The organism is Bartonella capreoli, assembly GCF_902813205.1.
Lineage (GTDB): Bacteria > Pseudomonadota > Alphaproteobacteria > Rhizobiales > Rhizobiaceae > Bartonella > Bartonella schoenbuchensis.
Genome location: NZ_CADDZX010000001.1, coordinates 64,907 through 89,853, shown reverse-complemented (window position 1 = coordinate 89,853; position 24,947 = coordinate 64,907). Strand labels below are relative to the sequence as shown.

The 24,947-nt window shown below is 37.6% G+C and carries 20 protein-coding genes and 1 pseudogene; 7 read left to right on the top strand and 14 right to left on the bottom strand.

The annotated features are described in order from the left end of the window. Nucleotides 1-61: 61 nt before the first annotated feature. Genes cyoB through cyoD form a run of 3 tightly spaced genes read left to right on the top strand, consistent with a single transcriptional unit; the run spans nt 62 to nt 3,272 of the window. Nucleotides 62-2,080, top strand: coding sequence for a cytochrome o ubiquinol oxidase subunit I (cyoB, locus tag J7R05_RS00385; protein ID WP_208540721.1), 2,019 nt, complete (start codon nt 62-64; stop codon nt 2,078-2,080). Beyond that, nucleotides 2,077-2,742 carry a cytochrome (ubi)quinol oxidase subunit III gene (locus J7R05_RS00380; protein ID WP_208540720.1) on the top strand — a complete coding sequence of 222 codons (666 nt, stop codon included), beginning with the start codon at nt 2,077-2,079 and terminating at the stop codon, nt 2,740-2,742. The genes cyoB and J7R05_RS00380 overlap by 4 nt, the downstream gene beginning before the upstream one ends. 5 nt (nt 2,743-2,747) lie before the next feature. Beyond that, nucleotides 2,748-3,272, top strand: coding sequence for a cytochrome o ubiquinol oxidase subunit IV (cyoD, locus tag J7R05_RS00375; RefSeq protein ID WP_246468180.1), 525 nt, complete (start codon nt 2,748-2,750; stop codon nt 3,270-3,272). A gap of 144 nt (nt 3,273-3,416) precedes the next feature. Here the strand turns inward: cyoD and fabI are convergent, their stop codons facing one another. The 3 genes from fabI to fabA are packed head-to-tail and all read right to left on the bottom strand — an operon-like array spanning nt 3,417 to nt 6,072. Continuing rightward, complete coding sequence (gene fabI / locus J7R05_RS00370) at nt 3,417-4,235, bottom strand: enoyl-ACP reductase FabI (protein WP_208540718.1); 819 nt, start codon at nt 4,233-4,235, stop codon at nt 3,417-3,419. A gap of 50 nt (nt 4,236-4,285) precedes the next feature. Further along, the gene (gene fabB / locus J7R05_RS00365) at nt 4,286-5,506 is read right to left on the bottom strand and encodes a beta-ketoacyl-ACP synthase I (protein ID WP_208540717.1); all 1,221 of its coding nucleotides are present in this window, start codon (nt 5,504-5,506) and stop codon (nt 4,286-4,288) included. Between the two features lie 56 nt (nt 5,507-5,562). Beyond that, entirely contained in the window at nt 5,563-6,072 is a 510-nt protein-coding gene (gene fabA / locus J7R05_RS00360) for a 3-hydroxyacyl-[acyl-carrier-protein] dehydratase FabA (RefSeq protein ID WP_208540716.1), read from the bottom strand. 259 nt (nt 6,073-6,331) lie between these two features. Here fabA and irrA point away from each other — a divergent pair, with 259 nt between their 5' ends. Then, nucleotides 6,332-6,775: an iron response transcriptional regulator IrrA gene (gene irrA / locus J7R05_RS00355; protein WP_349770590.1), complete on the top strand. Its 444-nt coding sequence runs from the start codon at nt 6,332-6,334 to the stop codon at nt 6,773-6,775. A 61-nt stretch (nt 6,776-6,836) separates the two neighbouring features. On the opposite strand, the gene J7R05_RS00350 is transcribed toward irrA, so the two are convergent. The 5 genes from J7R05_RS00350 to J7R05_RS00330 all read right to left on the bottom strand — a co-directional run bounded on the left by J7R05_RS00350 (nt 6,837) and on the right by J7R05_RS00330 (nt 12,325). Then, nucleotides 6,837-7,394: an SH3 domain-containing protein gene (locus J7R05_RS00350; protein WP_208540714.1), complete on the bottom strand. Its 558-nt coding sequence runs from the start codon at nt 7,392-7,394 to the stop codon at nt 6,837-6,839. A 549-nt stretch (nt 7,395-7,943) separates the two neighbouring features. Next, nucleotides 7,944-8,807: a C40 family peptidase gene (locus J7R05_RS00345; protein ID WP_208540713.1), complete on the bottom strand. Its 864-nt coding sequence runs from the start codon at nt 8,805-8,807 to the stop codon at nt 7,944-7,946. A gap of 5 nt (nt 8,808-8,812) precedes the next feature. Beyond that, nucleotides 8,813-10,186 (bottom strand): leucyl aminopeptidase family protein, encoded by a 1,374-nt coding sequence (locus J7R05_RS00340; protein WP_208540712.1) that lies wholly within the window; start codon nt 10,184-10,186, stop codon nt 8,813-8,815. Nucleotides 10,187-10,199: 13 nt separating this feature from the next. After that, nucleotides 10,200-11,198: a type I pantothenate kinase gene (gene coaA / locus J7R05_RS00335; protein ID WP_425490145.1), complete on the bottom strand. Its 999-nt coding sequence runs from the start codon at nt 11,196-11,198 to the stop codon at nt 10,200-10,202. 137 nt (nt 11,199-11,335) lie between these two features. Beyond that, entirely contained in the window at nt 11,336-12,325 is a 990-nt protein-coding gene (locus J7R05_RS00330) for an asparaginase (protein WP_208540711.1), read from the bottom strand. Nucleotides 12,326-12,525: 200 nt separating this feature from the next. Between J7R05_RS00330 and hslV the strand changes: the two are divergent. Together hslV and hslU are read left to right on the top strand one after the other, a co-directional pair. Then, nucleotides 12,526-13,108, top strand: a pseudogene (gene hslV, locus J7R05_RS00325) (ATP-dependent protease subunit HslV). Continuing rightward, nucleotides 13,109-14,419, top strand: a complete 1,311-nt coding sequence (gene hslU / locus J7R05_RS00320; protein WP_208540710.1) for an ATP-dependent protease ATPase subunit HslU — start codon at nt 13,109-13,111, stop codon at nt 14,417-14,419. It begins immediately after the preceding pseudogene. A gap of 1,089 nt (nt 14,420-15,508) precedes the next feature. Here the strand turns inward: hslU and pnp are convergent. After that, complete coding sequence (pnp, locus tag J7R05_RS00315) at nt 15,509-17,710, bottom strand: polyribonucleotide nucleotidyltransferase (RefSeq protein ID WP_208540709.1); 2,202 nt, start codon at nt 17,708-17,710, stop codon at nt 15,509-15,511. A 230-nt stretch (nt 17,711-17,940) separates the two neighbouring features. Continuing rightward, nucleotides 17,941-18,210 carry a 30S ribosomal protein S15 gene (gene rpsO / locus J7R05_RS00310; protein WP_007476079.1) on the bottom strand — a complete coding sequence of 90 codons (270 nt, stop codon included), beginning with the start codon at nt 18,208-18,210 and terminating at the stop codon, nt 17,941-17,943. A 297-nt stretch (nt 18,211-18,507) separates the two neighbouring features. On the opposite strand from rpsO, the gene J7R05_RS00305 reads away from it, so the two are divergent. After that, the gene (locus tag J7R05_RS00305) at nt 18,508-20,136 is read left to right on the top strand and encodes an MFS transporter (protein ID WP_208540708.1); all 1,629 of its coding nucleotides are present in this window, start codon (nt 18,508-18,510) and stop codon (nt 20,134-20,136) included. Nucleotides 20,137-20,244: 108 nt separating this feature from the next. Here J7R05_RS00305 and truB read toward each other — a convergent pair whose 3' ends face one another. The 4 genes from truB to J7R05_RS00285 form a co-directional block, all read right to left on the bottom strand. Continuing rightward, nucleotides 20,245-21,207, bottom strand: a complete 963-nt coding sequence (gene truB / locus J7R05_RS00300) for a tRNA pseudouridine(55) synthase TruB (RefSeq protein WP_208540707.1) — start codon at nt 21,205-21,207, stop codon at nt 20,245-20,247. A gap of 6 nt (nt 21,208-21,213) precedes the next feature. Beyond that, entirely contained in the window at nt 21,214-21,621 is a 408-nt protein-coding gene (rbfA, locus tag J7R05_RS00295; protein ID WP_208540706.1) for a 30S ribosome-binding factor RbfA, read from the bottom strand. 126 nt (nt 21,622-21,747) lie between these two features. Then, nucleotides 21,748-24,297 (bottom strand): translation initiation factor IF-2, encoded by a 2,550-nt coding sequence (gene infB, locus J7R05_RS00290; RefSeq protein WP_208540705.1) that lies wholly within the window; start codon nt 24,295-24,297, stop codon nt 21,748-21,750. After that, a complete protein-coding gene (locus J7R05_RS00285) occupies nt 24,294-24,929 on the bottom strand; it encodes an RNA-binding protein (RefSeq protein WP_208540704.1) in 636 nt (211 codons plus the stop codon). Before J7R05_RS00285 ends, infB begins: the two co-directional genes overlap by 4 nt. Between the last annotated feature and the right edge of the window lie 18 nt (nt 24,930-24,947).

Below are 24,947 nucleotides of genomic sequence, written 5' to 3'. Positions count from 1 at the left end.
GAAAAAACTCTTTTTTAAAAAGGTTTTTTAAAACTAAAATTCATTGGATATGGGGTGAGAAATGTTTGGAAGATTTACGGATCCTACGGCTGGTGCTTTTCATGCACTTACACATGAGCCAATTGTTCTTCATACATGTATTGCAATTGTTGTGATTAGTTTGGTCGCTATTATTGCTTTAACGGCGTTTGGCTGGTGGGGAATTCTTTGGCGTAATTGGATTACAACAGTTGATCATAAGCGCATTGGTATTATGTACGTCGTTCTCGGAATTATCATGCTTGTGCGTGGTTTTGCTGACGCGATTATGATGCGAACACATCAGGCTATGGCGCTTGGTAATGAAACAGCAGGTTATTTGCCTCCTGAGCATTTTGATCAGATTTTCTCGGCTCATGGTGTTATTATGATTTTCTTCATGGCGACACCAATTTTATTTGGTATTTTTAATTACCTTATACCTCTTCAAATCGGTGCTCGTGATGTTGCGTTTCCGTTTGCAAATAATCTAGGATTTTGGATTACGGTTGCAGCAGCAATACTACTCAATATATCTCTTGGTGTTGGTAATTTTGGTCGTGGTGGTTGGTTGATGTATCCACCTTTCTCAGAGTTACAAAGTAGTCCAGATACAGGTGTTGATTATTATTTGTGGTCACTTCAGCTTTCTGGTATCGCGACAACGATGGGGGCAATCAATTTTGTTGCAACTATTATTAAAATGCGCGCTCCCGGGATGACATTGATGAAGATGCCCGTTTTTTGTTGGGGAGCTTTTGTTAGCAATATTCTTATTATAGTTATTTATCCTGTTCTAGCTGTAGCGTTTGCATTGTTGGCAGGTGACCGTTATTTGGGTATGAATTTTTTTACCAATGCAGCTGGTGGCAATCCAATGGTTTGGATTAATTATGTTTGGATTTTTGGTCACCCTGAAGTTTATGTTTTAGTCGTTCCTGCTTTTGGGATTGTTTCTGAAATTGTACCCACCTTTTCTTCAAAACGTCTTTTTGGGTATAGCTCAATGGTTTGGGCGATTTTGGTCATTTTGATTCTTTCACTTATTGTTTGGGGGCACCATTTCTTTACAATGGGTGGTGGTGAAGCTGTTAATACTTTCTTTGGCGTTGCAACGATGATTATTGCAATTCCAACGGGTGTTAAAGTCTTTAATTGGTTGCTCACTATGTATAAGGGTCGGATTCGCTTTGAGCCTCCTATGCTTTGGTGTATGGGGATGATGTTTACATTTGTTGGTGGTGGGTTGACAGGTGTTTTGATGTCCATTGTGCCTGCTGATTGGCAGTTTCATAATTCTCTATTTTTGGTGGCTCATTTTCACCATACAATTATTGGGGGTGTTGTCTTTGCTTATTTGGGGGGTCTGGCTTTTTGGTTTCCAAAAGTTTTTGGTGTTAAACCAAACCGCATGTTAGGTATCGCATCTTTCTGGTGTTGGTTTATTGGTTTTTACATTGCTTTCTTCCCGGTTTATATACTTGGTTTGATGGGCGTTACGCGTCGTCTCCAACACTATATTGAGCCTAGTTGGCAACCAATGTTTGTTATTGCTGCAGTGGGAGCCTTTATTATTCTTCTTGGTATCCTTTGTTTTGTGCTGCAAGTTGTTTTGGCAATTTGGTATGGTATCAAGCATAAGGGGCGCTTGCCAGTAACACCGAATGATCCTTGGGGTAATGCGCGTACGCTTGAATGGTTGGCTTCTTCTCCTCCTCCTTCTTATAATTTTGCAATTATTCCAGAAGTACAGGCTGAGGATGCTTATTGGGATATGAAGAAAAATGGTTATCAGCGTCCAACGAGTGGGTTTACAAAAATCCATATGCCGTCAAATACATCAGCTGGAGTTATTGCAGGTTTATTCTCATTAATTGTGGGTTTTGCGCTTGTCTGGCATATTTGGTGGCTTGTTGCGATTGGGGTGATTGGCTTTGTTGCAACGATTATTTGCCATTCATTAATGGGCGATCATCATGGTTATTATATTCCAGCTGAAGAAGTGCAGAAAACAGAAGACACCTTCACAGCTGTTCTTAAAGAACAAGGAGTAAAAGCATGAGTGCGGTAACAATGAATAATGTTTACGCGGATGAACATCACCACGACAATAGTTCGGTAATGATATTTGGATTTTGGATTTATATCCTTTCGGACTTGATCGTGTTTGCGACGCTTTTTTCAAGTTTTGCTGTATTTTCTGCTTCTTATGGTGGAGGTAAAGCAGGCAATGAGTTTATTGATTTAAACTTTGTGTTGGTTGAAACTGCTATTTTGTTGTTGTCATCAATTACCTATGGCTTCGTAATGGTGCAAGCCCACAAGGGTAATTTGGCTGGCGTACGTTTATGGATGGCTATAACCTTTGTACTTGGATCTTGCTTTATTGGGATGGAAATTTATGAATTTCATGAACTTTTGAGTGAGGTGTATTATTATGATGCTGGCGCTTATGCTGGTATTGATTTGACAACAGGTACGCAGCTTTTTGGGCGAGAAGTTTTATCTGCTTATTGGTCAGCATTTTTTGCTTTGGTTGGTACTCACGGTCTCCATGTAAGTGTTGGTCTGCTTTGGATGATTGTGATGTTTTTTCACCTATGTCGTAGTGGTTTGGATCAGAACAATAAAACACGTTTAACATGTCTTTCAATTTTCTGGCATTTGCTTGATATTGTTTGGGTTGGTGTTTTTACTATGGTTTACTTGTTAGGAGTACTGTAATGAGCATGCATGACAAAGCACATAATCCAAGTACTATCTCTTATTTGGTTGGTTTTATTCTGGCTGTTTTTTTTACTTTAGGTTCTTTTATTCCTGTAATGTATGGGATGTTGGACAGTTGGGCGGTTAGTACAAAAGTTATTTATCTCATTGGTATGGCACTGATCCAGATTGTTGTACAGATTGTTTTCTTTTTGCACTTGAATTCTGGTCCAGACGCTAAGTGGAACTGGATAACCTTATGGTTTGCGGCTATATGCGTTTTCATTATTATTGGAGGAACGTGGTGGGCTATTTCTCATTTGAATTATAATATGATGGGTGGTTCAGGACGTATTATTGTGCCAGAAGTGTTAGAAATGAATGTAACTGAACCAGAAGAGCCTGCATCAAGTATACAAGAGCAGGAGGAACCAGCATCAGGTATACAGGAGCCGGAAGAACCAGTGCAAGGTATGCAGGAACCGGCGTCAAGTGCACAAGAGCCGGAAGAACCAGCGTTGAGAGATTCATCGTCTTTTAATGATTAGAATGCTTTCATTGTAAAAGAGAAAGAGAATGATTCTATAGTAAAAGGAATCATTCTCTTAAAAATTTATAGGCTTAAATATTTTGGCAAGAATTCGTAAGAATTATTGAATAAGTTTTTCTACTTTTTTCTAATGTCTAAACCATTATTCTCCTTGAGTTTCTTCACTTTGTTTTAGTTCTTCAAGTGTTGGCATGGACATAATGTTGTATCCTGAATCAACATAGTGAATTTCTCCAGTAACACCTGATGATAAATCAGAAAGCAAATAAAGAGCAGATTTCCCAATCTCATTAATGTTTACAGTGCGGCGGAGTGGTGCATTGCGACGTTGATATGAAAAGATTGCTCTTGCAGCTGCAATGCCATTACCAGCTAAGGTTCTAACAGGACCAGCTGAAATTGCATTGACACGGATATTTTGAGGACCAAAATCTGCAGCTAAATAACGCACCATAGCTTCTAAGGCTGCTTTAGCAACGCCCATGATATTGTAGTTAGGAACAACTTGCTGTGAAGCTCCATAAGTGAGTGTTAAAAGTGTTCCACCATTGGGCATGAGCTTACCCGCGCGTTGAGCGATTTCCGTAAAAGAATAAGCTGAAATTACCATTGTGCGAGTAAAATTCTCGCGAGTTGTAACATCGACATAACGCCCTTTTAATTGTGTTTTATCTGAATAACCAATGGCATGGACAACGAAATCAATTGATCCCCACTCTTTTTTTAAATATTCAAAAACTTGGTCAACATTTTCAATTTTTTCAACGTCACACTCAAGTAATAATTTGCAGCCAAGTTTTTTTGCAAGCGGTTGAACGCGTTTTCCAAAAGCATCTCCTTGATAAGTCAACGCGAGTTCAGCTCCTTCTTTTGCTAATTGACATGCAATGCCCCAAGCAATTGAATGATCATTCGCAATCCCCATAATGAGGCCACGCTTGCCCTCCATCAAACCTTTCATATTATTTCTCCGTAAGATCGTGCCATTGTCAATCAGTTAAGAATCATCATTTACGTATAACGTTGGAAAACAAGCGTTGCATTGGTACCTCCAAAACCAAATGTATTTGATAATACAGTATTTAATTCTTGATGATCACGGCGTTTACGGACAATCGGCATATCGGCAAAAGCGGGATCAAGTTCTTCAATATGAGCACTCTCACAAATAAAATTATGATTCATCATTAACAATGTATAGATTGCTTCTTGAACACCTGCTGCACCTAAAGAATGACCTGTTAAAGATTTTGTAGCAGAAATTGGTGGGCATTGATCACCTGTCCCAAAGATCTGGCGGATTGCTTCTATTTCAGGGGGATCACCAATGGGTGTTGCTGTTGCATGGGGATTGATGTAATCAATTTTATTTTTTACGGTTGCAAGCGCCATGCGCATGCATCTTTCTGCTCCTTCACCAGATGGAGAAACCATATCATGTCCATCAGATGTAGCACCATAACCAACAATTTCACCATAGATTTTTGCGCCACGTGCTTTGGCTACTTCTAACTCTTCAAGAACCAAAACACCAGCGCCACCAGCAATAACAAATCCATCACGATTGATATCATACGCACGTGAAGCTTTTTCTGGTGTGTCATTATATTTACTAGACATAGCACCCATGGCATCAAATAAAACAGATAACGTCCAATCTAAATCTTCACAACCTCCCGCAAAAATGCGATTTTGTTTGCCGTATTGTATCATCTCATAAGCATTACCAATGCAATGATTGGATGTAGCACAAGCTGAAGAGATCGAATAGTTTACTCCTTTAATTTTAAAGAAAGTTGCAAGAGTTGCTGCTGCTGTAGAACTCATCGCTTTGGGTACCACAAAAGGTCCAACACGTTTAGGGCCTTTCTGACGTGTAATATCGGCAGCTTCAACGATTGAACGAGTGGAGGGTCCTCCAGAACCCATAATAATACCAGTGTGTTCATTTGATACTTCACTAGGTTCTAAACCTGCATCAGCTATTGCTTGATCCATAGCAATATGATTCCATGCTGTTCCATGACCATGAAAACGCATAGCTCGTCGATCAACCAATTCTTCTATATTTACATTTGGTTTGGCATAAACTCTGCTACGAAAGCCTAATTCAGCATATTCTGGTGCATAAGAAATTCCTGATTTTGCTTCACGCAAACTCGTTAAAACAGCTTGAAGTCCGTTTCCAATTGAGGAGATAATTCCCATTCCGGTTACAACAACTCGACGCATTCATACCTCCTTAGTTCATTAGAGCACAACAAAATGTTTTTTCTGATGGAATAATGTTAGTCTTCTTTAAATAAAGCAACGCGTAAATCATTGGCTTTGTAAATGGATTTTCCATCTGCCTTCACCCATCCATCTGCTATTCCTAAGACCAAATTCCCACGTCGAATACGTTTAAAATTGATTTCATATTCAAGCAGTTGAGTTTGCGGAGTAACCATACCTGATAATTTTGTTTCGCCTGTCGATATAGCACGCCCTTTTCCTGGTTCACCTAACCAACCAAGGAAAAAACCTGTTAATTGCCATAGTCCATCTAAACCAAGACATCCTGGCATGACAGGGTCACCGATAAAATGACAATCGAAAAACCATAGATCTGGAGTGATGTCAAATTCCGCACGAACTACTCCTTTATTATATTCACCACCAGTTTCACTAATTTGGGTGATTCGGTGAATCATTAACATTGGAGGTGCAGGTAATTGCGCATTACCTTTACCAAACATTTCACCGCGAGCACAGCTTAGGAGCTCTTCATAAGTGTAGCGAGACTTTTGTTCAGTCATTGTTACTCCATTTATCTCCGTATATTTCATTGTGCTTTTTCAACTTATTTTTAAAGCAAATTTGAGGGAGAAGGAAATGATTTTATATGATTAAAGGCCTTTTTTATATATTTTTATTATGAAAAGCTATTTTTGATAAAATCAAGAATTTATATTTTATCTTCCTCATTTTCCTGAATGTCAACCTTACTTGAATATAAATGTAATGCAGCTTATATTGCGTCAATAAACATAAACAATTTAGGATTTATAAAGAGAAATAGTTCGTGAGAGAGTTGTGAATTATTATTCCTTACCTGAATTAGAAAAGCATTTACGCCAAAATGGTTTGCGGACAACACGCCAGCGATTAGAGCTCGCCAAAATGATTTTTTTTCAAGGTAATCGCCATATTGCGGCTGAAGAGCTTTATGAAGAGGCGGTTAAATCAAATGTTCCTGTATCTTTAGCGACAGTTTATAATACACTTCATCAATTTACGGAAGCTGGTTTATTACGAATTATTGCTGTAGAAGGTTCAAAAACTTGGTTTGATACGAATACATCTGATCATTACCATTTCTACATTGAAGGTGAGAATCGTATTCTTGATATTCCTTGTAATTTAAAAGGGGCTCCTATCATTGAAAATTTGCCTAAACCGCCGGAGGGGATGGAAATTTCACATGTTGATTTAATCATTCGATTAAAACCCAAAATTTAGTCTGATATTAGGAATTAAACAGTTTAATACGTAAAAATTAAGTTCAAAAACTGAAAAATCATTAATTTTTGATTTTTTCATCAGGATAAATTCCCCATAATTGGGTTTGATGAAACCATCCGCGAATGTTACGAATATCTAGTTCACACCAATGCCCGTCACATTGACGGATATTACCGATAATATTGGGTTCTACTTCTGCTAAAAGTTTTGCATTATCTGTTGGGGTTTGGCGTACCATAAGTCTTTTTGTTTTATCTTTTTGCCACGGAATAGTTATAGCAGTTCGTTTTCCCGATAAAAGCGATTGATAGACCCACCCTTCGTCTCCTTCAGCATCACGAATTTTGCGCCATTGATCATATTCTTGAATAATTTCAATAGGTAAGCCCTGCTTTTGATAGGTGTAGATAATAGGATAATTACTTCCTGGTCCCACGCGTACATTAACACGCGCAGGCTTAATCGACGCAAATCGTGGAAGTGGTAAACCACTTGGACCAAAATTTTGATTGGGTGCTTGTGCGTACGAAGGAACAAGAGAACCAAATAAAAATTCTCCTGTTATTAATATACATGATAGGAATGTTGAAAATCGAAACCAAATAGAATTTTTCATTTTTCAACCTTTTTCTTATTCTACGCTTTGTAATTTAACATTTGGAAAATAGGTCTGAGACTTATTTAATATGGCATATGTTTAGTTAAAGAGGTTTAAATTAATTGAGAAATTATGATAAAATTAGTGGAAAATACTAAAAACATATTGAAAATATAGATGTACAATAAATAAAGATTCATCATAACATTAAAGTAAATTTCTTCTTTTAATAAAGCAATATATAAACGAACTTTTTGCCATTCATTTGATTAAATGATACAATTTATAATATACAATAATAAAAAGTCATTTTTCAATGTTTTAATGTTTATGCATAAGCTATCTTATGAGGAAAATACGTGCAAAATTATAAACGGAAATGTTTTAGTTAAAGTGCGTAAATGAAAAGCCTTATAACAGGTGGTAAATTTATATGTTTAAAAAAGTAAGTGTGGAATTCAGCTCTGCATTAATAAGTATATAAAATCAAATTATTATTTTCTACATATGATAAATAATAATTGCGTTGTTGTATTTTTTAAACTCTCTCATATGAGAGAGCGTATGTTATATTTTCTGGATTGGTCGACGTTTTGCTATGAGATACTGATTTTTCTTAGCAAAATATGCGACAGCTTCTTCTAATGGTTCGATCATAACATCCATAGATTTGCCATTTGCGTGAATGATATTTTGGTGATCGACCATAATAGCAACATGGCCTTTCCAAAAAATCAAATCACCTCGTTGAAGATTTTCATCGTCTGTTAATTGTTTTCCTATGGTTTTCTGTTGCATATCGGTATCTCGTAAAACCATTTGACCGGTCATCATCATAGAAAGTTGGACCAATCCCGAACAATCAATACCAAAACCACTGACACCACCCCAAAGATAAGGTGTGCCGACAAGAGTTTGCGCAACTGTAACGTAATCTTCATAGATATATTCAATGGGCTTAAGGTGACAAGAAACAATAACTTTTCCATTTTCAAGGATAGAATACATTGTATTTCGTGTCTCAATTTCATCAACGACACTTACTTTGCTTCCCATGGATAAGGCACTTTCTATTGGTCCACGTAAGTCAGCCTGTAAATATTGAAAGCTACGCGGCACTGAAACGATATGAGTTTGTTTTATAGTTGGTGTACAAAGAATTTTTGTATCAATATAACCCACATAGTTGTCTTTGAGTGATTGCCCCCATGACATGGTTTCTCCTTGTTCAAAGATTAAAAGTTCTTCTCCAAAAAGACATTCAGTTTGCCTTTCGCTTTTTTGACTTTTATCCTTAAACAAACCGGCAACTGCTGTATTAACGCGTTTTTTTTCTCCTTGAATAGGGCGTTGAGCTGTCATTTCTTTTATAATGTGCTGATCTGCAAGATCATTTCTGAATGGATATAATCGTGGATCTTTATGTATCATCTATGTTAACTTTGGTCTTTGAAAAGATGATAAAGGGCACGAATAACTTGTGCACTACCACCAGTAGGATAACCTGGTTTTTCTTTTTGTATCCACCCATAAAGATCAAAATGAGCAAAATGTTGGGTTTTTTCAACAAAAGAGTTGAGAAATAAGGCAGCAGTTATAGAACCAGCTAAATTATCCTGAGTCACATTATTGAGATCAGCAATCGGTGATGATAATTTTTCCTTATAAGGTTGCCAGAGTGGCATTTGCCAAAGAGGATCACTAACACAGTTGGCAGCTTGAGAAATTTTTTGTGCCCATGATGAGTCATTACAATAAAATGCAGGAAGATCTGGACCTAATGCTATGCCAGCAGCCCCTGTTAAACTAGCCATACAAAGCATGAATTGAGGTTTGTTTTCATCACCATAGGTTAATGCATCGGCAAGAATAAGTCGGCCTTCAGCATCTGTATTGCCAATTTCAACGCTTAGTCCTTTTCGACTTTTTAAAATGTCACCTGGCCGAAAGGCGTTACCCGAAACTGCATTTTCGACGGCTGGAATTAGAACCTGTAAACGGAAGGGTAATTGTGCATCCATAATAAGCTTAGCTAAGCCTAAGACATGTGCACTACCACTCATATCTTTTTTCATTAACAGCATGTTGTTGGCTGATTTAATGTCTAATCCCCCAGTGTCAAAGGTCACGCCTTTACCAACTAATGTTATTTTAGGATGATTTTCCTGCCCCCATTGTAGTTCAATAAGTCGTGGTGCAATATTGCTTGCCCGCCCTACGGCGTGAATCATTGGAAAGTTTTGTGTAAGGAGTTCGTCTCCACAAATGCTTTTGACGTGAGCATTATAAGTTTGCCCTAGTTGGTAGGTTGTGGTCTCCAGAGTATCAGGGGTCATGTCATTGGCTGGAGTGTTGATAAGATCACGAACAAAAAAGACTGTCTCATAAATTCGTTTGAGTTCATTAAGATCAATTGTGTCATGAACATGAATCGATAATGATTTGAAAGAAGGATTTTGGAGATAACGGTTAAATTGATAGCTTCCTAATGCTAATCCTAAATAAGTATTTATTTCATTTGCGGCTGATCCTTGTAGATGCCAATGGCCGGCGGGCAGATGTTTGGCAAGAAGCCCTGTGATAAAAGGTTCTTCACCATTGCCAATTCCAAATAAAACTTTTTTTAGTTGTCCTGTTTCATGAGGAACAAATAATATTTGCCCTGCTTTTCCAGTAAAATTATTGACTTTCATCCATTTGGTTGTTGATGCATCAAAAGGTAAGTCAGCACAATTTTTTTTGCACACTAAAATAATAGGGCAGCTATTGTCAGCACGTGTTGAAGTGAAATTAATTTGGTGTTGAAGCATATCTATTTGATCCTTATAGTTTTCGAAGTGCGACATATTCGACTAAATGGTTTCTTCCTTTCCGTAGAATAAGGTTAGCTCGTGGCCGTGTTGGCAATATATTTTCCTGTAAATTTTTTAAGTTAATCGTACGCCAAAGATTTTCAGCAATTTTAAAGGCTTCTTCTTCACTTAAGAGCGCATAACGATGAAAATAAGATTCAGGGTTTTGAAACGCTGTTTTACATAAACGCTTGAAACGATCTAGATACCAATGGCGAATCATTTCTGTTTCAGCGTCTACATAGATTGAAAAATCAAAAAAATCTGAAACAAAAGGCATAATTTTTTTATCATTGAGAAAATTACTGATCTGAAGAACATTAACACCTTCAACGATTAAAATATCAGGGTGGTCAATGATAGCTTCTTTATTTTCTAAAACATCGTAGGTCATGTGTGAATAAAGTGGCACGCTGACATTACCGATACCAGCTTTTATAGCAGAAAGAAAGCTCAGCAATTTTTTAATATCATAAGAATCAGGAAAACCTTTACGATTCATACGATTTTTCTTCTGTAATACGGCATTAGGATAGAGAAAACCATCAGTTGTCACTAGGTCGACTTTAAAGCTGGATGTCCAGCGCTTCAAAAGTTCTTGAAGGATGCGTGCAGTGGTTGATTTTCCTACTGCAACAGAACCGGAAATTCCAATAATAAAAGGAGTTTTTATTGTGTCTTCTTGGTACAAAAATTGTTGTCGTTTTTGGAAGAGTTTTTGCACTGCTTCAACGTGGCATGATAACAAACGCGACAACGAGAGATAAATGCGTTGTACTTCTTCAAGATCAATAGGATCGCCAATTGATCGTAGACGCTTAATTTCATCAAAGGTTAAAGTAAGTGGTGTATCTGCACGAAACTGTGACCATTCTTGTGCGGTAAAGACACTATAAGGAGAATAAGGGCCAGAAATGTAGTTGATCAGATCATCTCCTTGATTGGTTTTTGACAGATTGATATCAATCATTTTTTACCAGCCAAGGATTTTTGCTGGATTGCTTTTTTTGCAATAGCAATGTTTGAGTATGAAAAGATAGGGCGCTTTATTGTCAGAAATATTTTATTGTGCATATTCTCTTCATTTAAGATAATCAACGGGTTTGCTCAACTTATAGTCCAATCATTCCAATACATATTAATTTGTTCTCGTGATAGACCTTGTGCCAAAAAAGCCCATAAAAGTAAACGTGCTTTCACTGCGGATAAATAACCTGACATTAAGGCGCCAGAAGCGATCATATCGATTTCTGAACCTTTATAACCATAGGTTGTTTTAGCTGTTGAGCCATTATAAGAACGGCTTGCGATGATAATTGGAATTTTCTTGGCGTATTGTCGTATAATGTCTGCTTCTTGAAAAGAGCAATGACCTGCACCAAAACCAGCTATAACAAGGCCTGCATAATGTCCACTTTCAAGACAGAATTTCATTAAGTTTGTATCAGATGAAAGAGAGGAGTGCAGGAGTGCAACTTGGTGATCATCATTTTTGGGAAAGGTAAAAGTTGTAGGGAAGAAATTTCGATCATTGAAATAAATAAGTTTTCCTTCCAAAATGGTTCCTAAAACACCTGCTAAATCTGACTGAAATGTTTCAACCTTGACAGTATGGCTTTTCTGCACCCAGTAGGGTGAATGAATAGTATCGTTGATTACAACCAAGACACCTCTGTTACGACTTTGTTGATCAGCAGCAACGCGGGTTGCGGCTAAAAGATTAGCCGGCCCATCAGCACCTGCATTACAGGGCAGACGCATAGCGCCAGTTATAACAAGTGGTTCAACTTTATTCCAGTAAAGGGAAAGAAAAAAAGCTGTTTCTTCTAGTGTATCAGTACCTTGTGTTAAGACAATACCATCGGCACCTGCTGCAATTTGCTGTGTTGCCCATTCTATTGTTTCAAAAAGAATTTTAAAAGATAAAGATCCGCTTGGTAATTGTGTTAATGTTTGAGCATAAATATCGGCAATATTTTTTAAATCAGGAACACTTTTTATAAGGATATCTGAAGTTAAAGTTGGTTGCATTTTCCCAAAACTATCGGGCGCCATTGCAATAGTGCCACCCAATGTTCCTATGGCTATTTTTTTCATAGTTTGCCCTTTTAAAAATGCAGATTACATGTGAAAGTTATTTAACAATAATTTAAGTTGGCAGCAACGGTATCATTTTCTTATTTAAATAATTGAGTTAAGCTCAGTCGTTGTGTTTTGCAATATATGTTCTTAAATAAAGAGATAGATAGTTGCATTTTATGTCTGATAAAGGGAAGCAATATTAAGGAGTTTTCTTAATGACAGAACATAAGTCTGATAGAATGTATGGTACAACTATTGTTACTGTACGAAAGGGTGATAAAGTAGTTATGGCTGGTGATGGTCAGGTTTCACTTGGGCAAACCATTATGAAAGGTAATGCACGTAAAGTGCGTCGTCTTGGGAAGGGTGGAACGGTTATTGCTGGTTTTGCAGGCGCTACAGCGGATGCTTTCACATTGTTAGAAAGATTGGAAATTAAGCTTGAACAGTATCCTGATCAGCTTATGCGTGCGTGTGTAGAGCTTGCAAAAGACTGGCGAACTGACCGCTATTTGCGTCGTCTTGAAGCAATGATGCTTGTGGCTGATAAAAAAGTAACTTTGGCTTTAACAGGTCTTGGAGATGTATTAGAACCAGAAGATGGAATCATGGCAATTGGTTCTGGGGGCAATTTTGCTTTATCGGCTGCGCGGGCACTCATAGATACGGATTTGGATGCAAAAGCTATTGCGTGTAAGGCGATGAGCATTGCCGCTGAAATTTGTGTTTATACCAATGGCAATTTCACAATTGAAACATTGGATACAGAGTTATAATTCTTTAGAGAAAGCTATTTGAATGTGTGTTGTATTTTCTCCTCGCGAAACTGTTTCTGAACTTGATCGTTTTATTATTGGTCAAAAAGACGCTAAGCGTTCTGTTGCTATTGCTTTGCGTAATCGGTGGCGTCGGCAACAACTTGAAGGACAAATGCGTGAAGAAGTTATGCCAAAAAATATTTTAATGATAGGGCCGACAGGTGTTGGTAAAACAGGAATAGCACGTCGATTGGCAAAACTTGCTGGTGCGCCTTTTGTTAAAGTAGAAGCCACTAAATTTACCGAAGTTGGTTATGTTGGGCGTGATGTTGAACAAATTATTCGTGATCTTGTTGAAATAGCAATTTCTCTTGTACGCGAAAAAAGGCGGGATGAGGTGAAAGCTAAAGCCCATATGAATGCTGAAGAGCGGGTTTTAGATGCCCTTGTTGGCAAAACGGCAAGTCCTGCTACACGTGATAGTTTTCGTAAAAAATTACGCGAAGGTGAATTAGATGAAAAAGAAATTGAGATTGAAGTAGCCGATAATAGCAGTAACGGTACTCCTACCTTTGATATTCCTGGTATGCCTGGTGCACAAATGGGTATTATGAGTCTATCAGATATTTTTGGCAAAATGGGGACTCGTACAAAAATCCGCAAAACAACTGTGCGGGATGCTTTTAAACCATTAATTGATGATGAATCTGAAAAACTTCTTGATCAGGATCAAATTATTCAAGAAGCATTGCGTGTGGCTGAAAATGATGGAATTGTTTTCATTGATGAGATTGATAAGATTGCAACCAGAGACGGTGGAGCAGGTGCTACTGTTTCACGTGAAGGGGTTCAGCGGGATCTTTTGCCTTTAGTTGAGGGAACAACAGTTGCTACTAAATATGGGCAGATAAAAACGGATCATATTCTTTTTATTGCTTCTGGTGCGTTTCATGTGTCCAAGCCATCTGATTTGTTGCCAGAGCTTCAAGGTCGTTTGCCTATACGTGTAGAGTTAAATGCTTTAACAAGGGAAGATTTACGGCGTATTCTTACCGAACCTGAAGCAAGTTTGATTAAGCAATATATTGCTTTAATGGCGACAGAAGAGGTTCATTTAGAAATTACAGATGATGCAATTGATGCTTTGGCTGATATTGCTGTTGATTTAAACGCAAGGATTGAAAATATTGGGGCACGTCGATTGCAAACAGTGATGGAACGTGTTCTAGATGAAATTTCTTTTACAGCGCCTGATAAAGCTGGTACTTCATTTAAAGTTGATGCTGCTTATGTCAAACAATCTATAGGTGATCTGGCGGCTGATGTCGATCTTTCACGTTTTATTCTTTAAGGATTATCGCTTGTTATCATCTTTTCGTTGTGTTTCGATAACTTTAAAAACTGTGTGCTTTTTATATATCAAAACTTTGTGAAAGAGTTTTTTACACTCTTTCACAAGAGTAGATTAGGTTAGCAAACAATAAAATAAGCTGCTTTCTTATTTGAAGGATTTTGTAGGTATTGATAATCGCAATGCTTTCCTTTCTTAAGATGAAGATAAGATATTTATGTTTTGTTGTATGAGACCGTAGGTTTGAAATGATTGTATCGTGAAAATCTATGATAAACTCGTAAACAAGATCGTTCTAATAAAAAACCATGAAAATAATAGCTGTTAATTGTTACATGTGTTTTTGGTTGCTTTCCGTTATGATTAATTTCATAAAGATTAAGTGCAGGCTAGGTTTTATTTATTTTCTTAGGTTTTTGCATAAGAAAAGAAGTCTTAATCTAGTTACTAAAATAACAGTTTTTCCAGAAATACACGGAATAGCAAATATGGCAGATTCTGGAACAGTAACAACCATAAAAACATGCCAAAATGTTATGAAATTTATTTTCAAAACTGAGTAGTGATGAACGAAACGATAAAAATTGTATCTATCTATATAGATAGTGATACTTAAAACCAAAATACAAGACTTTGATTTTGGGTAATTTATCACTAATATAATTTATCTATTTCATCATTGAAGTGATGTTTGCTAGTTTTATCTTTGTTGGTGACAATTTATATACTTGGTTTGACCTATTTAGACAAATCCAAGAAGTCATTTTTAGCGAGGATCACGGTATTTATCAAATTGTAAAAACACACCATCCATCATAGGCAAATAATTTAGCTTGTTTGCAAAAGAGACGGAATTTGACATTGGTAGATTTTAAGAAATTTAATTACCAAGACGATTATAATTTAAAAGTTTGTATTTATTATTCATTGAGTATCTTAATTAAATCAGAAAACAGCCAATATTAATTTGGGTTAAGTTGAAGAAAATCATATTTTTAAAGATAAAAACAGTGACGCATTGGGTTCTTTCAAAAAGAAATGCTACCCTAACGTGAGGATAGCATTTTTTTCATGATAATAAGAAAAAACTCAATTTTCTTTTTTCTTACTGCGGCGTTTTCGTTCAGTGTTACTTTTTTTATCAGAACTATTTTCTTTTTCTGACTTTATTGAATCATCGAGAGCAGTTTCTTTCCCGGTTTGTTGGTCAACAACTTTCATCGATAATCGGATTTTACCGCGTTCATCAAAGCCCATTAATTTAACCCAAACTTTATCACCCTCTTTAACGATATCAGTTGTTTTTTCTACGCGTTCTGATGCCAGTTGGGAAATGTGGACGAGTCCATCGCGTGAGCCAAAAAAGTTCACAAATGCGCCAAATTCTGCAGTTTTTACAACTGTTCCTTGATAAATGGCACCAATTTCGGGCTCATCAACAATCGAATGAATCCAACGTTTTGCTGCTTCAATGGCTTTAGCATCGGTAGAAGCAATCTTAATTGCTCCATTATCTTCAATGTTAATTTTAGCTCCAGTTTGTTCAACGATTTCCCGAATTACTTTTCCACCAGAGCCAATAACATCACGTATTTTATCTACAGGAATGTTCATCATTTCTATACGTGGAGAAAATTCGCTTAGTTCATCACGTGCACTGGTTAAGGCTTTTGACATTTCATTGAGAATATGGATTCGACCGTCTTTGGCTTGCTCAAGTGCTATTTTCATAATTTCTTCGGTAATACCATCAATTTTAATGTCCATTTGCAAAGATGTGATACCATTTTTTGTACCTGCTACTTTGAAGTCCATATCACCAAGATGATCTTCATCGCCTAAAATGTCAGACAAAATAGCAAAACGTTCACCTTCTTTAATCAGGCCCATCGCAATACCCGCAACAGGGCGAGCCAAAGGAACACCTGCATCCATGAGCGCAAGTGAAGTTCCACAGACAGTTGCCATTGAAGATGATCCATTAGATTCAGTAATTTCCGATACAGCACGAATAGTGTAAGGGAAAGAGTCTTTTGTGGGCAATATTGGGTGAATAGCACGCCATGCCAATTTACCATGACCAATTTCTCGACGGCCAGGAGAACTAATACGTCCTGTTTCACCTACTGAAAAAGGTGGAAAATTGTAATGGAGTAAGAATGTTTCTTTGTACGTTCCTGTTAATGAATCAATATATTGTTCGTCTTCACTCGTTCCCAAGGTTGCGATAACAAGCGCTTGTGTTTCGCCACGGGTAAAAAGCGCTGATCCGTGTGCACGAGGTAAAATACCAACTTCTGATTGAATTGAACGTACAGTTGAAAGGGTGCGTCCATCAATGCGTTTTCCAGTATCAAGAATATTTTGGCGAACAATTTTAGCCTGTAAATGCTTGAAAACAGTGGCAATTTGATCAGCATTAAATTCACAATTTTCTTCCATTTTCGACATAAATTTGTCAACAACTTCTGCTTTAATAACGTCAATTGCAGTGTGACGTTCTTGTTTATCGGTGATTGTATAAGCTTTTTGAAGGTCTTTTTCGACCATTTCAAGCATAGTTGTTTCAAGGTCAGATAAATCTTCTGGAATAAAATCGCGCGGTTCTTTTGCGGCAACTTCGGCAAGTTTAATGATAGCGTCAATAACCGGTTGAAAACCTTTTTGACCAAATATAACAGCACCAAGCATGACATCTTCAGGTAATTCTTGCGCTTCTGATTCAACCATTAACACGGCATTTTCTGTTCCGGCAACGACAAGATCAAGTTTTGATTCGGGCATTTCATCAATGTGAGGATTGAGAACATATTGTCCATTACAATAACCAACGCGAGCACCAGCGATAGGACCTACAAAAGGAATGCCTGATAAAGTTAATGCAGCAGAAGATGCAATCATAGCAAGAATATCAGGGTTGTTTTCTAAATCATGCTGTATAACAGAGATAATGACTTGAGTGTCATTCTTATAACCGTCGACAAAAAGAGGACGAATCGGACGATCAATCAAACGTGAAATCAATGTTTCATTTTCACTCGGCCGGCTTTCGCGTTTGAAATAACCACCTGGTATTTTACCAACAGCATAGGTTTTTTCTTGATAATTGACGGTTAATGGAAAAAAATCTTGATCTGGTTTTGGATTTTTTGCTGAAACGACGGTTGCCAAGACGATGGTTTCACCGTAGGTTGCAAGAACTGCACCATCAGCTTGACGTGCAATTTTTCCTGTTTCGAGGATGAGTGGCCGACCGGCCCATTCAATTTCTACCTTATGGGTTTTAAACATTTTTTATCCTTAATGGCCAGTGTTCACGTTCTAATTTTGTATGTTTTCTTTCAAATGCGGGCAAGACAACAAGATGCTTCTGTTCTTTCGCAAAGATAAGAATAAATCACAATTGAGATACGAAGCAACTGGCAATCCTGCCTTATGAAAATTTTTTATCAATTTTGAAGATGAAAGCAGTAAGCTGACATAAATGGATATTTTTTGTAAAAACACCCATTTACTTTATTTTAGCGACGCAAGCCTAGTTTTCCGATCAACACCTGATAGCGATCTTGGTCAATTTCTTTAAGGTAGTCAAGAAGACGACGGCGTTTAGAAACCATCTTTAAAAGGCCACGACGAGAATGATTGTCCTTTTTGTGAGATTTAAAATGATTAGTTAAATTAGAAATACGTTCAGAAAGAACAGCAACTTGCACTTCTGGCGAACCTGTATCACCGGTTTTAGTTGCATATTCTGTAATGAGAGCGTGTTTACGTTCAGCTGTAATCGACATCATATCATCCTTTCAAAAAATGAGGAAACAACAGCCACCCATAGCCGAGATGTCGTCCAGCGAGGGTCTATGAAAAAACAGGAAGAATAAAAATTCTTACTTGCTTTGGTATTTATATAAGAAAGAAGAACAAAATACTAGCCCTTGAAAGTATATTGAAGATCTTCTTTAGAAATAAAGTTGTTTAGTTTAAGGCTATTTTATGAAATATGGCATATCTATTTGAGAGAAAGATTGCAGCTTTGCGCAATGTGTTTATGGTAAGAAAAGATTAGACTGCCGATTTGGAGACAAAAGATGCAGAAAATTTCGACGTTAGAGCTTTTTCGAAATTCAATGTTTCGAAATTTATGGTCAGCGAATCTCATTTTTAATTTAGGAGTTGTTATACAAGCTGTAGGGGCAAGCTGGTTGATGACTTTGATTAGTTCGTCGCATTTCATGGTTGGGCTTGTTCAAGGTGCTACAGTATTACCGCTTGTTGTTTTTTCTCTGATGGCAGGAGCATTAGCCGATAATTTTAATCGGCGCCAAATTATGTTATTTGCACAAATAGTTATGATAATTGTATCAATTAATTTGACTGTTTTATCCTATTTAGGATTGATAACGCCTTGGCTTTTACTGTGCTTTACATTTTTGATTGGGTGTGGGCTTGCTTTTCATAATCCTGCTTGGCAAGCAACAATGGGGGATATTGTAAGTAGAGAAAATATTCCTGCTGCTGTTACTCTAAATAGTATTGGCTTTAATTTAATGCGCAGTATAGGTCCTGCCATCGGAGGAGCTATCATTGCTACTCTAGGTGGAGCAGTTGCGTTTTTATTAAATGCTATGAGTTATATTCCTTTAACGAGTGCTTTATTTTTATGGAAACCAAACTATAAGACCAATACATTACCATTACCACGAGAGAAATTTTTAGGGGCTATAGCAGATGGTCTGCGTTATATTGTGATGTCGCCTAATCTTTTAAACGTTATGGCCAGAGCATTTCTTTTTGGTATCGGGACGATTTCGGTTTCTGCTTTGTTACCAATTGTTGCATGTGACATTCTTGGGGGAGGTGCCCTTCTCTATGGTACGTTACTTGGTTGTTTTGGTATAGGTGCGATTACAGCTGGCTTTGTTAATTCGTATATACGGCATTGTTTTAGTTCAGAAACGATTGTTGCAACTTCATTTATTGGTTTTTCTTTTGTTTGCTTTGTTTTAGCAATTAGTCGTTCAATTGTTGTAAGCCATCTTGTTTTATTTCCTGCTGGTTTATTCTGGGTTTTAGCGTTGTCGCTGTTTAATACATCTGTACAACTTTCTACACCACGCTGGGTTGTTGCACGTGCTTTAGCACTTTATCAGACTGCATCTTATGGTGGTATGGCAGTTGGTAGTGTGATCTGGGGTGTATTTGCTGATGCTTATTCTCCAACAGTGGCTTTGAGTGTTTGTGCTCTCTTCTTAATTTTAGGGGCTCTTGCGGGTATAAAGTTTAAAATCCAAGAAATTCCTCAGATAGATTTTGATCCACTTAATCAATTTAAAGAACCACAAGTTTTGCTTGACTTGGAAGCATGTAGTGGCCCTATCATGATTATGATTGATTATCAAATCAATGAAAATGATCTCGAAGAATTTCTTGAAGTTATGGCACGTCGTCGTCATATTCGTCGACGTGATGGTGCTCGCCAATGGGTTCTTGTACGTAACCTTGAAAAACCTGGCTATTGGACAGAAGTTTATCATATGCCAACATGGGTAGATTATTTACGCCATAATTATCGGGCTATAAAAGCAGATGCAGAGGTGAATAAACATCTTGATCGATTAAATTGTGCACCCGATGGTATAAGAGTACATCGTATGATCGAATGGCAAACAGTACCACAGGCTGATGAGGTATATTTGAAGCTTTCTACAGAGCAATGATTTTAGTAGAACAGCTTGGATATAAAGTGGTAAAATAGATCAATTATTCGTAATAAGTGTAAGAGAATATTTCGTTTCATAAAGAGGTTATCGCAGGCAGAAAGAAGTTCATCTATTTGTGAAAATACGTTTGGGTTTGAATTGGTTTTTTTCAATAGTACCTATAGCGAGAAGTTGGTCTTTGTAGATTATACAAACATCACTTTCATCAACGGATGTATTTTGATTACGTAAGAGTACTGGATTGCCCGTGCTTAAATGCTGTACTTGATTTTCGTTTATGGGGTAATGAGGGAGATGAACTAATGCAGCCTTTGTTTCAGTTAGTAGTTCATCAAGTATAGAGAAATCGCGTTTGGGAAATGCATAATTTTCTCTTTTTTCGTCTTTATGTGTTACGGCTGCTTCTAATTTACTCCATGGAATGAGATCATTTTCATTAAAAGGAGCTACTGCGACACGGCGTAAGTCAGCAATATATCCATAACAACCAAGATCACGTCCCATATCGCGTGCTAAGGAGCGTACATATGTTCCTTTTCCGCATGTTATTTCAAAAATGGAATGTCCTTGTGTGGTGGTTCCAGTAAGTTTGAGGGATTCAATTTTCACTTCGCGGGGCGGAATTTCAACAATTTCGCCTGCACGGGCTAAATCATAAGCACGATTTCCGGCAATTTTAATTGCAGAAAATTTTGGAGGTGTTTGTAAAATAACACCTGTATATTTAGGTAAAAGGGCGAGGATATCTTCTTGTGTTGGACGTTGAGTCGCTGTTTTAATGACTTCACCTTCGAGATCATCTGTTGAGCGCTCTTCTCCCCAAGCTACGTGAAAGTGATAGGTTTTTATACCTTCCATAACATAAGGAATAGTTTTGGTTGCTTCGCCTAATGCAATAGGTAACATACCACAAGCAAGTGGATCGAGTGTGCCTGCATGCCCTGCTTTTTGTGCATTAAAGAGCCATTTGATTTGTGAGACAGCTTCTGTTGATCTCATTCCTTTTGGTTTGTCAAGAATTACCCAACCAGAGATAGAACGACCTTTTTTTTTGCGTTGTTGTGCCATGCTCTTTTAATTTTCAGGCTCGTTATTATGAAGAAGATCGCGTGCTACTTCAGGTGAATGGAGTAGAGCATCAATTTTTGAAAAATTATCAAAACTACTATCAAACCGAAAACGTAATTCAGGTATGTATTTCATTTGTCGCAATTGATGGCTAATTTCTTTACGGATAAAACGACTATGTTTATTCAAGACTTCTATAATAGCAGTGTGAGAAATATCGTGAACAGTACTGAGCGGAGAAACAAAGCAAGTGGCAATTTTCAGATCTGCTGACATACGTACTTCAGAGATAGAAATAACAACACCTTTTAAGACATCATCAAGTAAAATATCTCGTTGCAGTATATGAGCTAATACGTGGCGAACTTGTTCTCCCACTCTTAATTGCCGTTGTGATGGGCCTGTGTTTTTCATTGACCTCATAACCTTTATTACAATTTCTCTTCTCTTTACTTTTTTAAAAAATTAAAAAGGAAAGAGGCGCCATCCATCAACCCAATAATTCTCTCATTTAATAAAGAGGAAAGTTATCAGGTAATTTTATAATGTGCGATTAATGTGCTCGACTCGGAAAATTTCAACAATATCACCTATACGTGTATCTTCATAATTTTCAAATGCTATCCCACATTCTTGGCTAACTTGCACTTCATTGACTTCATCTTTGAAACGTTTAAGTGTTTTAAGTTTTCCTTCATGAATAACAATATTATCTCGAATGAGACGAACGCTTGCACCTCGTTCTATTTTACCTTCTGTAACTCGACAGCCAGCAACTTTTCCAATTTTTGTAATGTTAAAGACTTCCAAAATTTCAGCATTACCAAGAAATGTTTCACGTTTTTCTGGTGAAAGTAATCCTGACATGGCCGCTTTGACATCATCAACGAGATCGTAAATGATGTTATAATAGCGAATTTCGATTCCTTGAGCTGCTGCTAGATCACGCACTTGTTTATTAGCTCGGACATTAAAACCAATAACAGCAGAATTAGATGCTGCAGCAAGAGAAATATCACTTTCAGTGATTCCTCCAGTACCAGAGTGAACAATACGTGCACATACTTCCTCATTTCCGAGCTTTTCTAATACTGATGCAATCGCTTCAATAGATCCCCGAACATCTCCTTTAATAATAAGCGGAAATTCTTTTATGCCAGCGGTTTGCAGTTTTGTCATCATTTGTTCAAGAGAACCACGAGAACCAGCTTTTCGTGCTACAGCTTTTTCACGTGCTAATCGTTGACGATATTCAGAAATTTCACGTGCTTTTTCTTCATTCACTACAACAGCAAAACGGTCACCAGCTTGCGGTGTACCTTGCATACCTAAAATTTCAACCGGTGTAGAAGGACCTGCTTCTTTAATATGGTTACCATGATCATCAATCAAGGCACGAACACGGCCCCATTCATTACCTGCTACGATAATATTGGAAAGATGCAATGCACCTTTTTGAATAAGAACAGTTGCAATAGATCCACGTCCTCGATCAAGTTTTGCTTCAATAACAATACCTTCTGCAGTTCGCTCTGGATCTGCTTTCAGGTCAAGAATTTCAGCTTGAAGAAGAATAGCTTCTAGAAGTTTATCAAGATTTTGACCAGTTTTAGCAGAAACCTCAACCTCTAAAGTTTCCCCACCCATGGATTCCACGAAAACTTCGTGTTGCATAAGCTCTGTGCGCACTTTTTGTGCATCAGCAGTTGGTTTATCAGTTTTGTTAATGGCAACAATAATAGGCACACCAGCAGCTTTTGCATGATTGATTGATTCAATTGTTTGCGGCATAACACTATCATCTGCAGCGATTACCAGAATAGCAATGTCAGTGATTTGGGCACCTCGAGCACGCATGGCTGTAAAGGCAGAGTGTCCGGGTGTATCAATAAAGGTAATCTTCTGACCATTGTGTTCAATTTGATAAGCACCAATATGTTGCGTAATACTACCTGCTTCATTAGATGCAACATTGGCTTTGCGAATAGCATCAAGCAAAGACGTTTTTCCGTGATCGACATGACCCATAATTGTTACCACTGGTGGACGTGGCCGCATTTTTTGAGGGTCATCAGCTATATTAAAGATACCTTCTTCTACATCCGATTCTGAGACACATTTAACTGTATGACCAAATTCAATAGCAATAAGTTCAGCAGTATCTACATCAATAACATCGCCGGGCTTCATCATTTGGCCCTGTTTCATCAGAAATTTAATAACATCAACGGAGCGTTCAGCCATACGTTGTGCAAGTTCTTGGATGGTAATAGTTTCAGGAAGAATAACTTCACGAGAAATTTTTTCCCGTGGTTCTTGGTTTTGAGCGCGTTTAAACTTTTCTTGTCTGCGGCGCATTGCAGCCATTGAACGGCCACGTGCACTGCCTTCTTCATCTAAGGCACTGTTAAGTGTGAGTTTTCCGCGGCGGCGTTCATCGGCACCTTTTACAGCTTTAGGTGCACGTATTTCTGATTTAGAAAGATTAGCGCGACGGTTACGCTTTTCTTCGTCTTCATTGTCATCTATGGCACGTTTTTCGATTGAAGCTGTATTTTTAAACGGGGCAGCTGCTTTTGCTGATTCTATTGGTTCTGTTAGAGAGACTGCAGGAGAGAAAGTTTGAGTTTGTACAACAGTGTGTTGATTGTCTTGCTGTTTTGTTTTTTCTTGAGCAGCTTGTAAACGTAAACTTTTTTCACGCTCTTTGGCACGTCTTTCTTTTTCTTCAGCTTGTTGACGCGTTATCTGTTCTTGGATTTTTGCTTCTTCTAAAGCGCGAAATCTTGCTTCTATTTCAGTTGACGAAAGATTACTTTGAGCCACAGATTTTTGGGCTATAGGTTTACTCGTTGCTTTTTCTTCAAACCGCGGTTTGGAACGTGGTTGAGCCACATGCGGTTTAGTAATTGACAATGATGTCTCAACTTTTTCATCAGGACGTGTAATTTTACGTCGTTTAGTTTCGACAACTACAGCTTTTGTACGGCCATGACTAAAATTTTGTTTGACCATACTAGTTTCCAGCCCTGTTCGTTTGAGGGTCAGCGTCTTTTTAGCTGTTATCTTGTCATTATTATTTTCACTCATTGTATTTCCTTCACGGCTTTTGCCGTCATCTCACAAGGCTTATTGTATTTCTCGTTACGATAGGCGATCAATTTGTTTATCGTTTTGCTAAAACCCTCTGCAGATTTTGTATTCAATAAGGCTGCATGTATCACAAGATTAGCTCCAAAAGCCACACTCATTTCATCGCTTGTAAATAAAGATAAAACTTTTATATCCTGATTCGTTTTCTGTTGTATTGCATAGATTGCTTGTAAAATTTTCCGTTTACCATCTTTTGTAGCTTCTTTTGCATGCAGCACGAGAGCAACCTGACCAGAGCGGATAGCAGAATCAACTTTGGTTAAACCTGTAACAACAGCACCTGCTTTTCGCGCCATAGAAAGGCTCCCAAGGGCAGACTTTAGGAGGAGTTTATCCACAATATTAGCAAGATTTGAAGCAACCTCCACATCTGTTTTAAGATTTCTGCTAAAAGCTTTACGTTTAATTGCTTCTTCAATGGTATGATGATGAGCAGAAACCCAAATACCACGCCCAGGCAAATTAGCTTTAAGATCGGGGATAATTTGATTGTTTGGACCAACGACAAAACGGATCAACGCTGTTGTTGAAGCGCTCTTCTTTGTCACAATACAGGTCCGTTCATTCATTTAAAGTGTGTCTCCTAT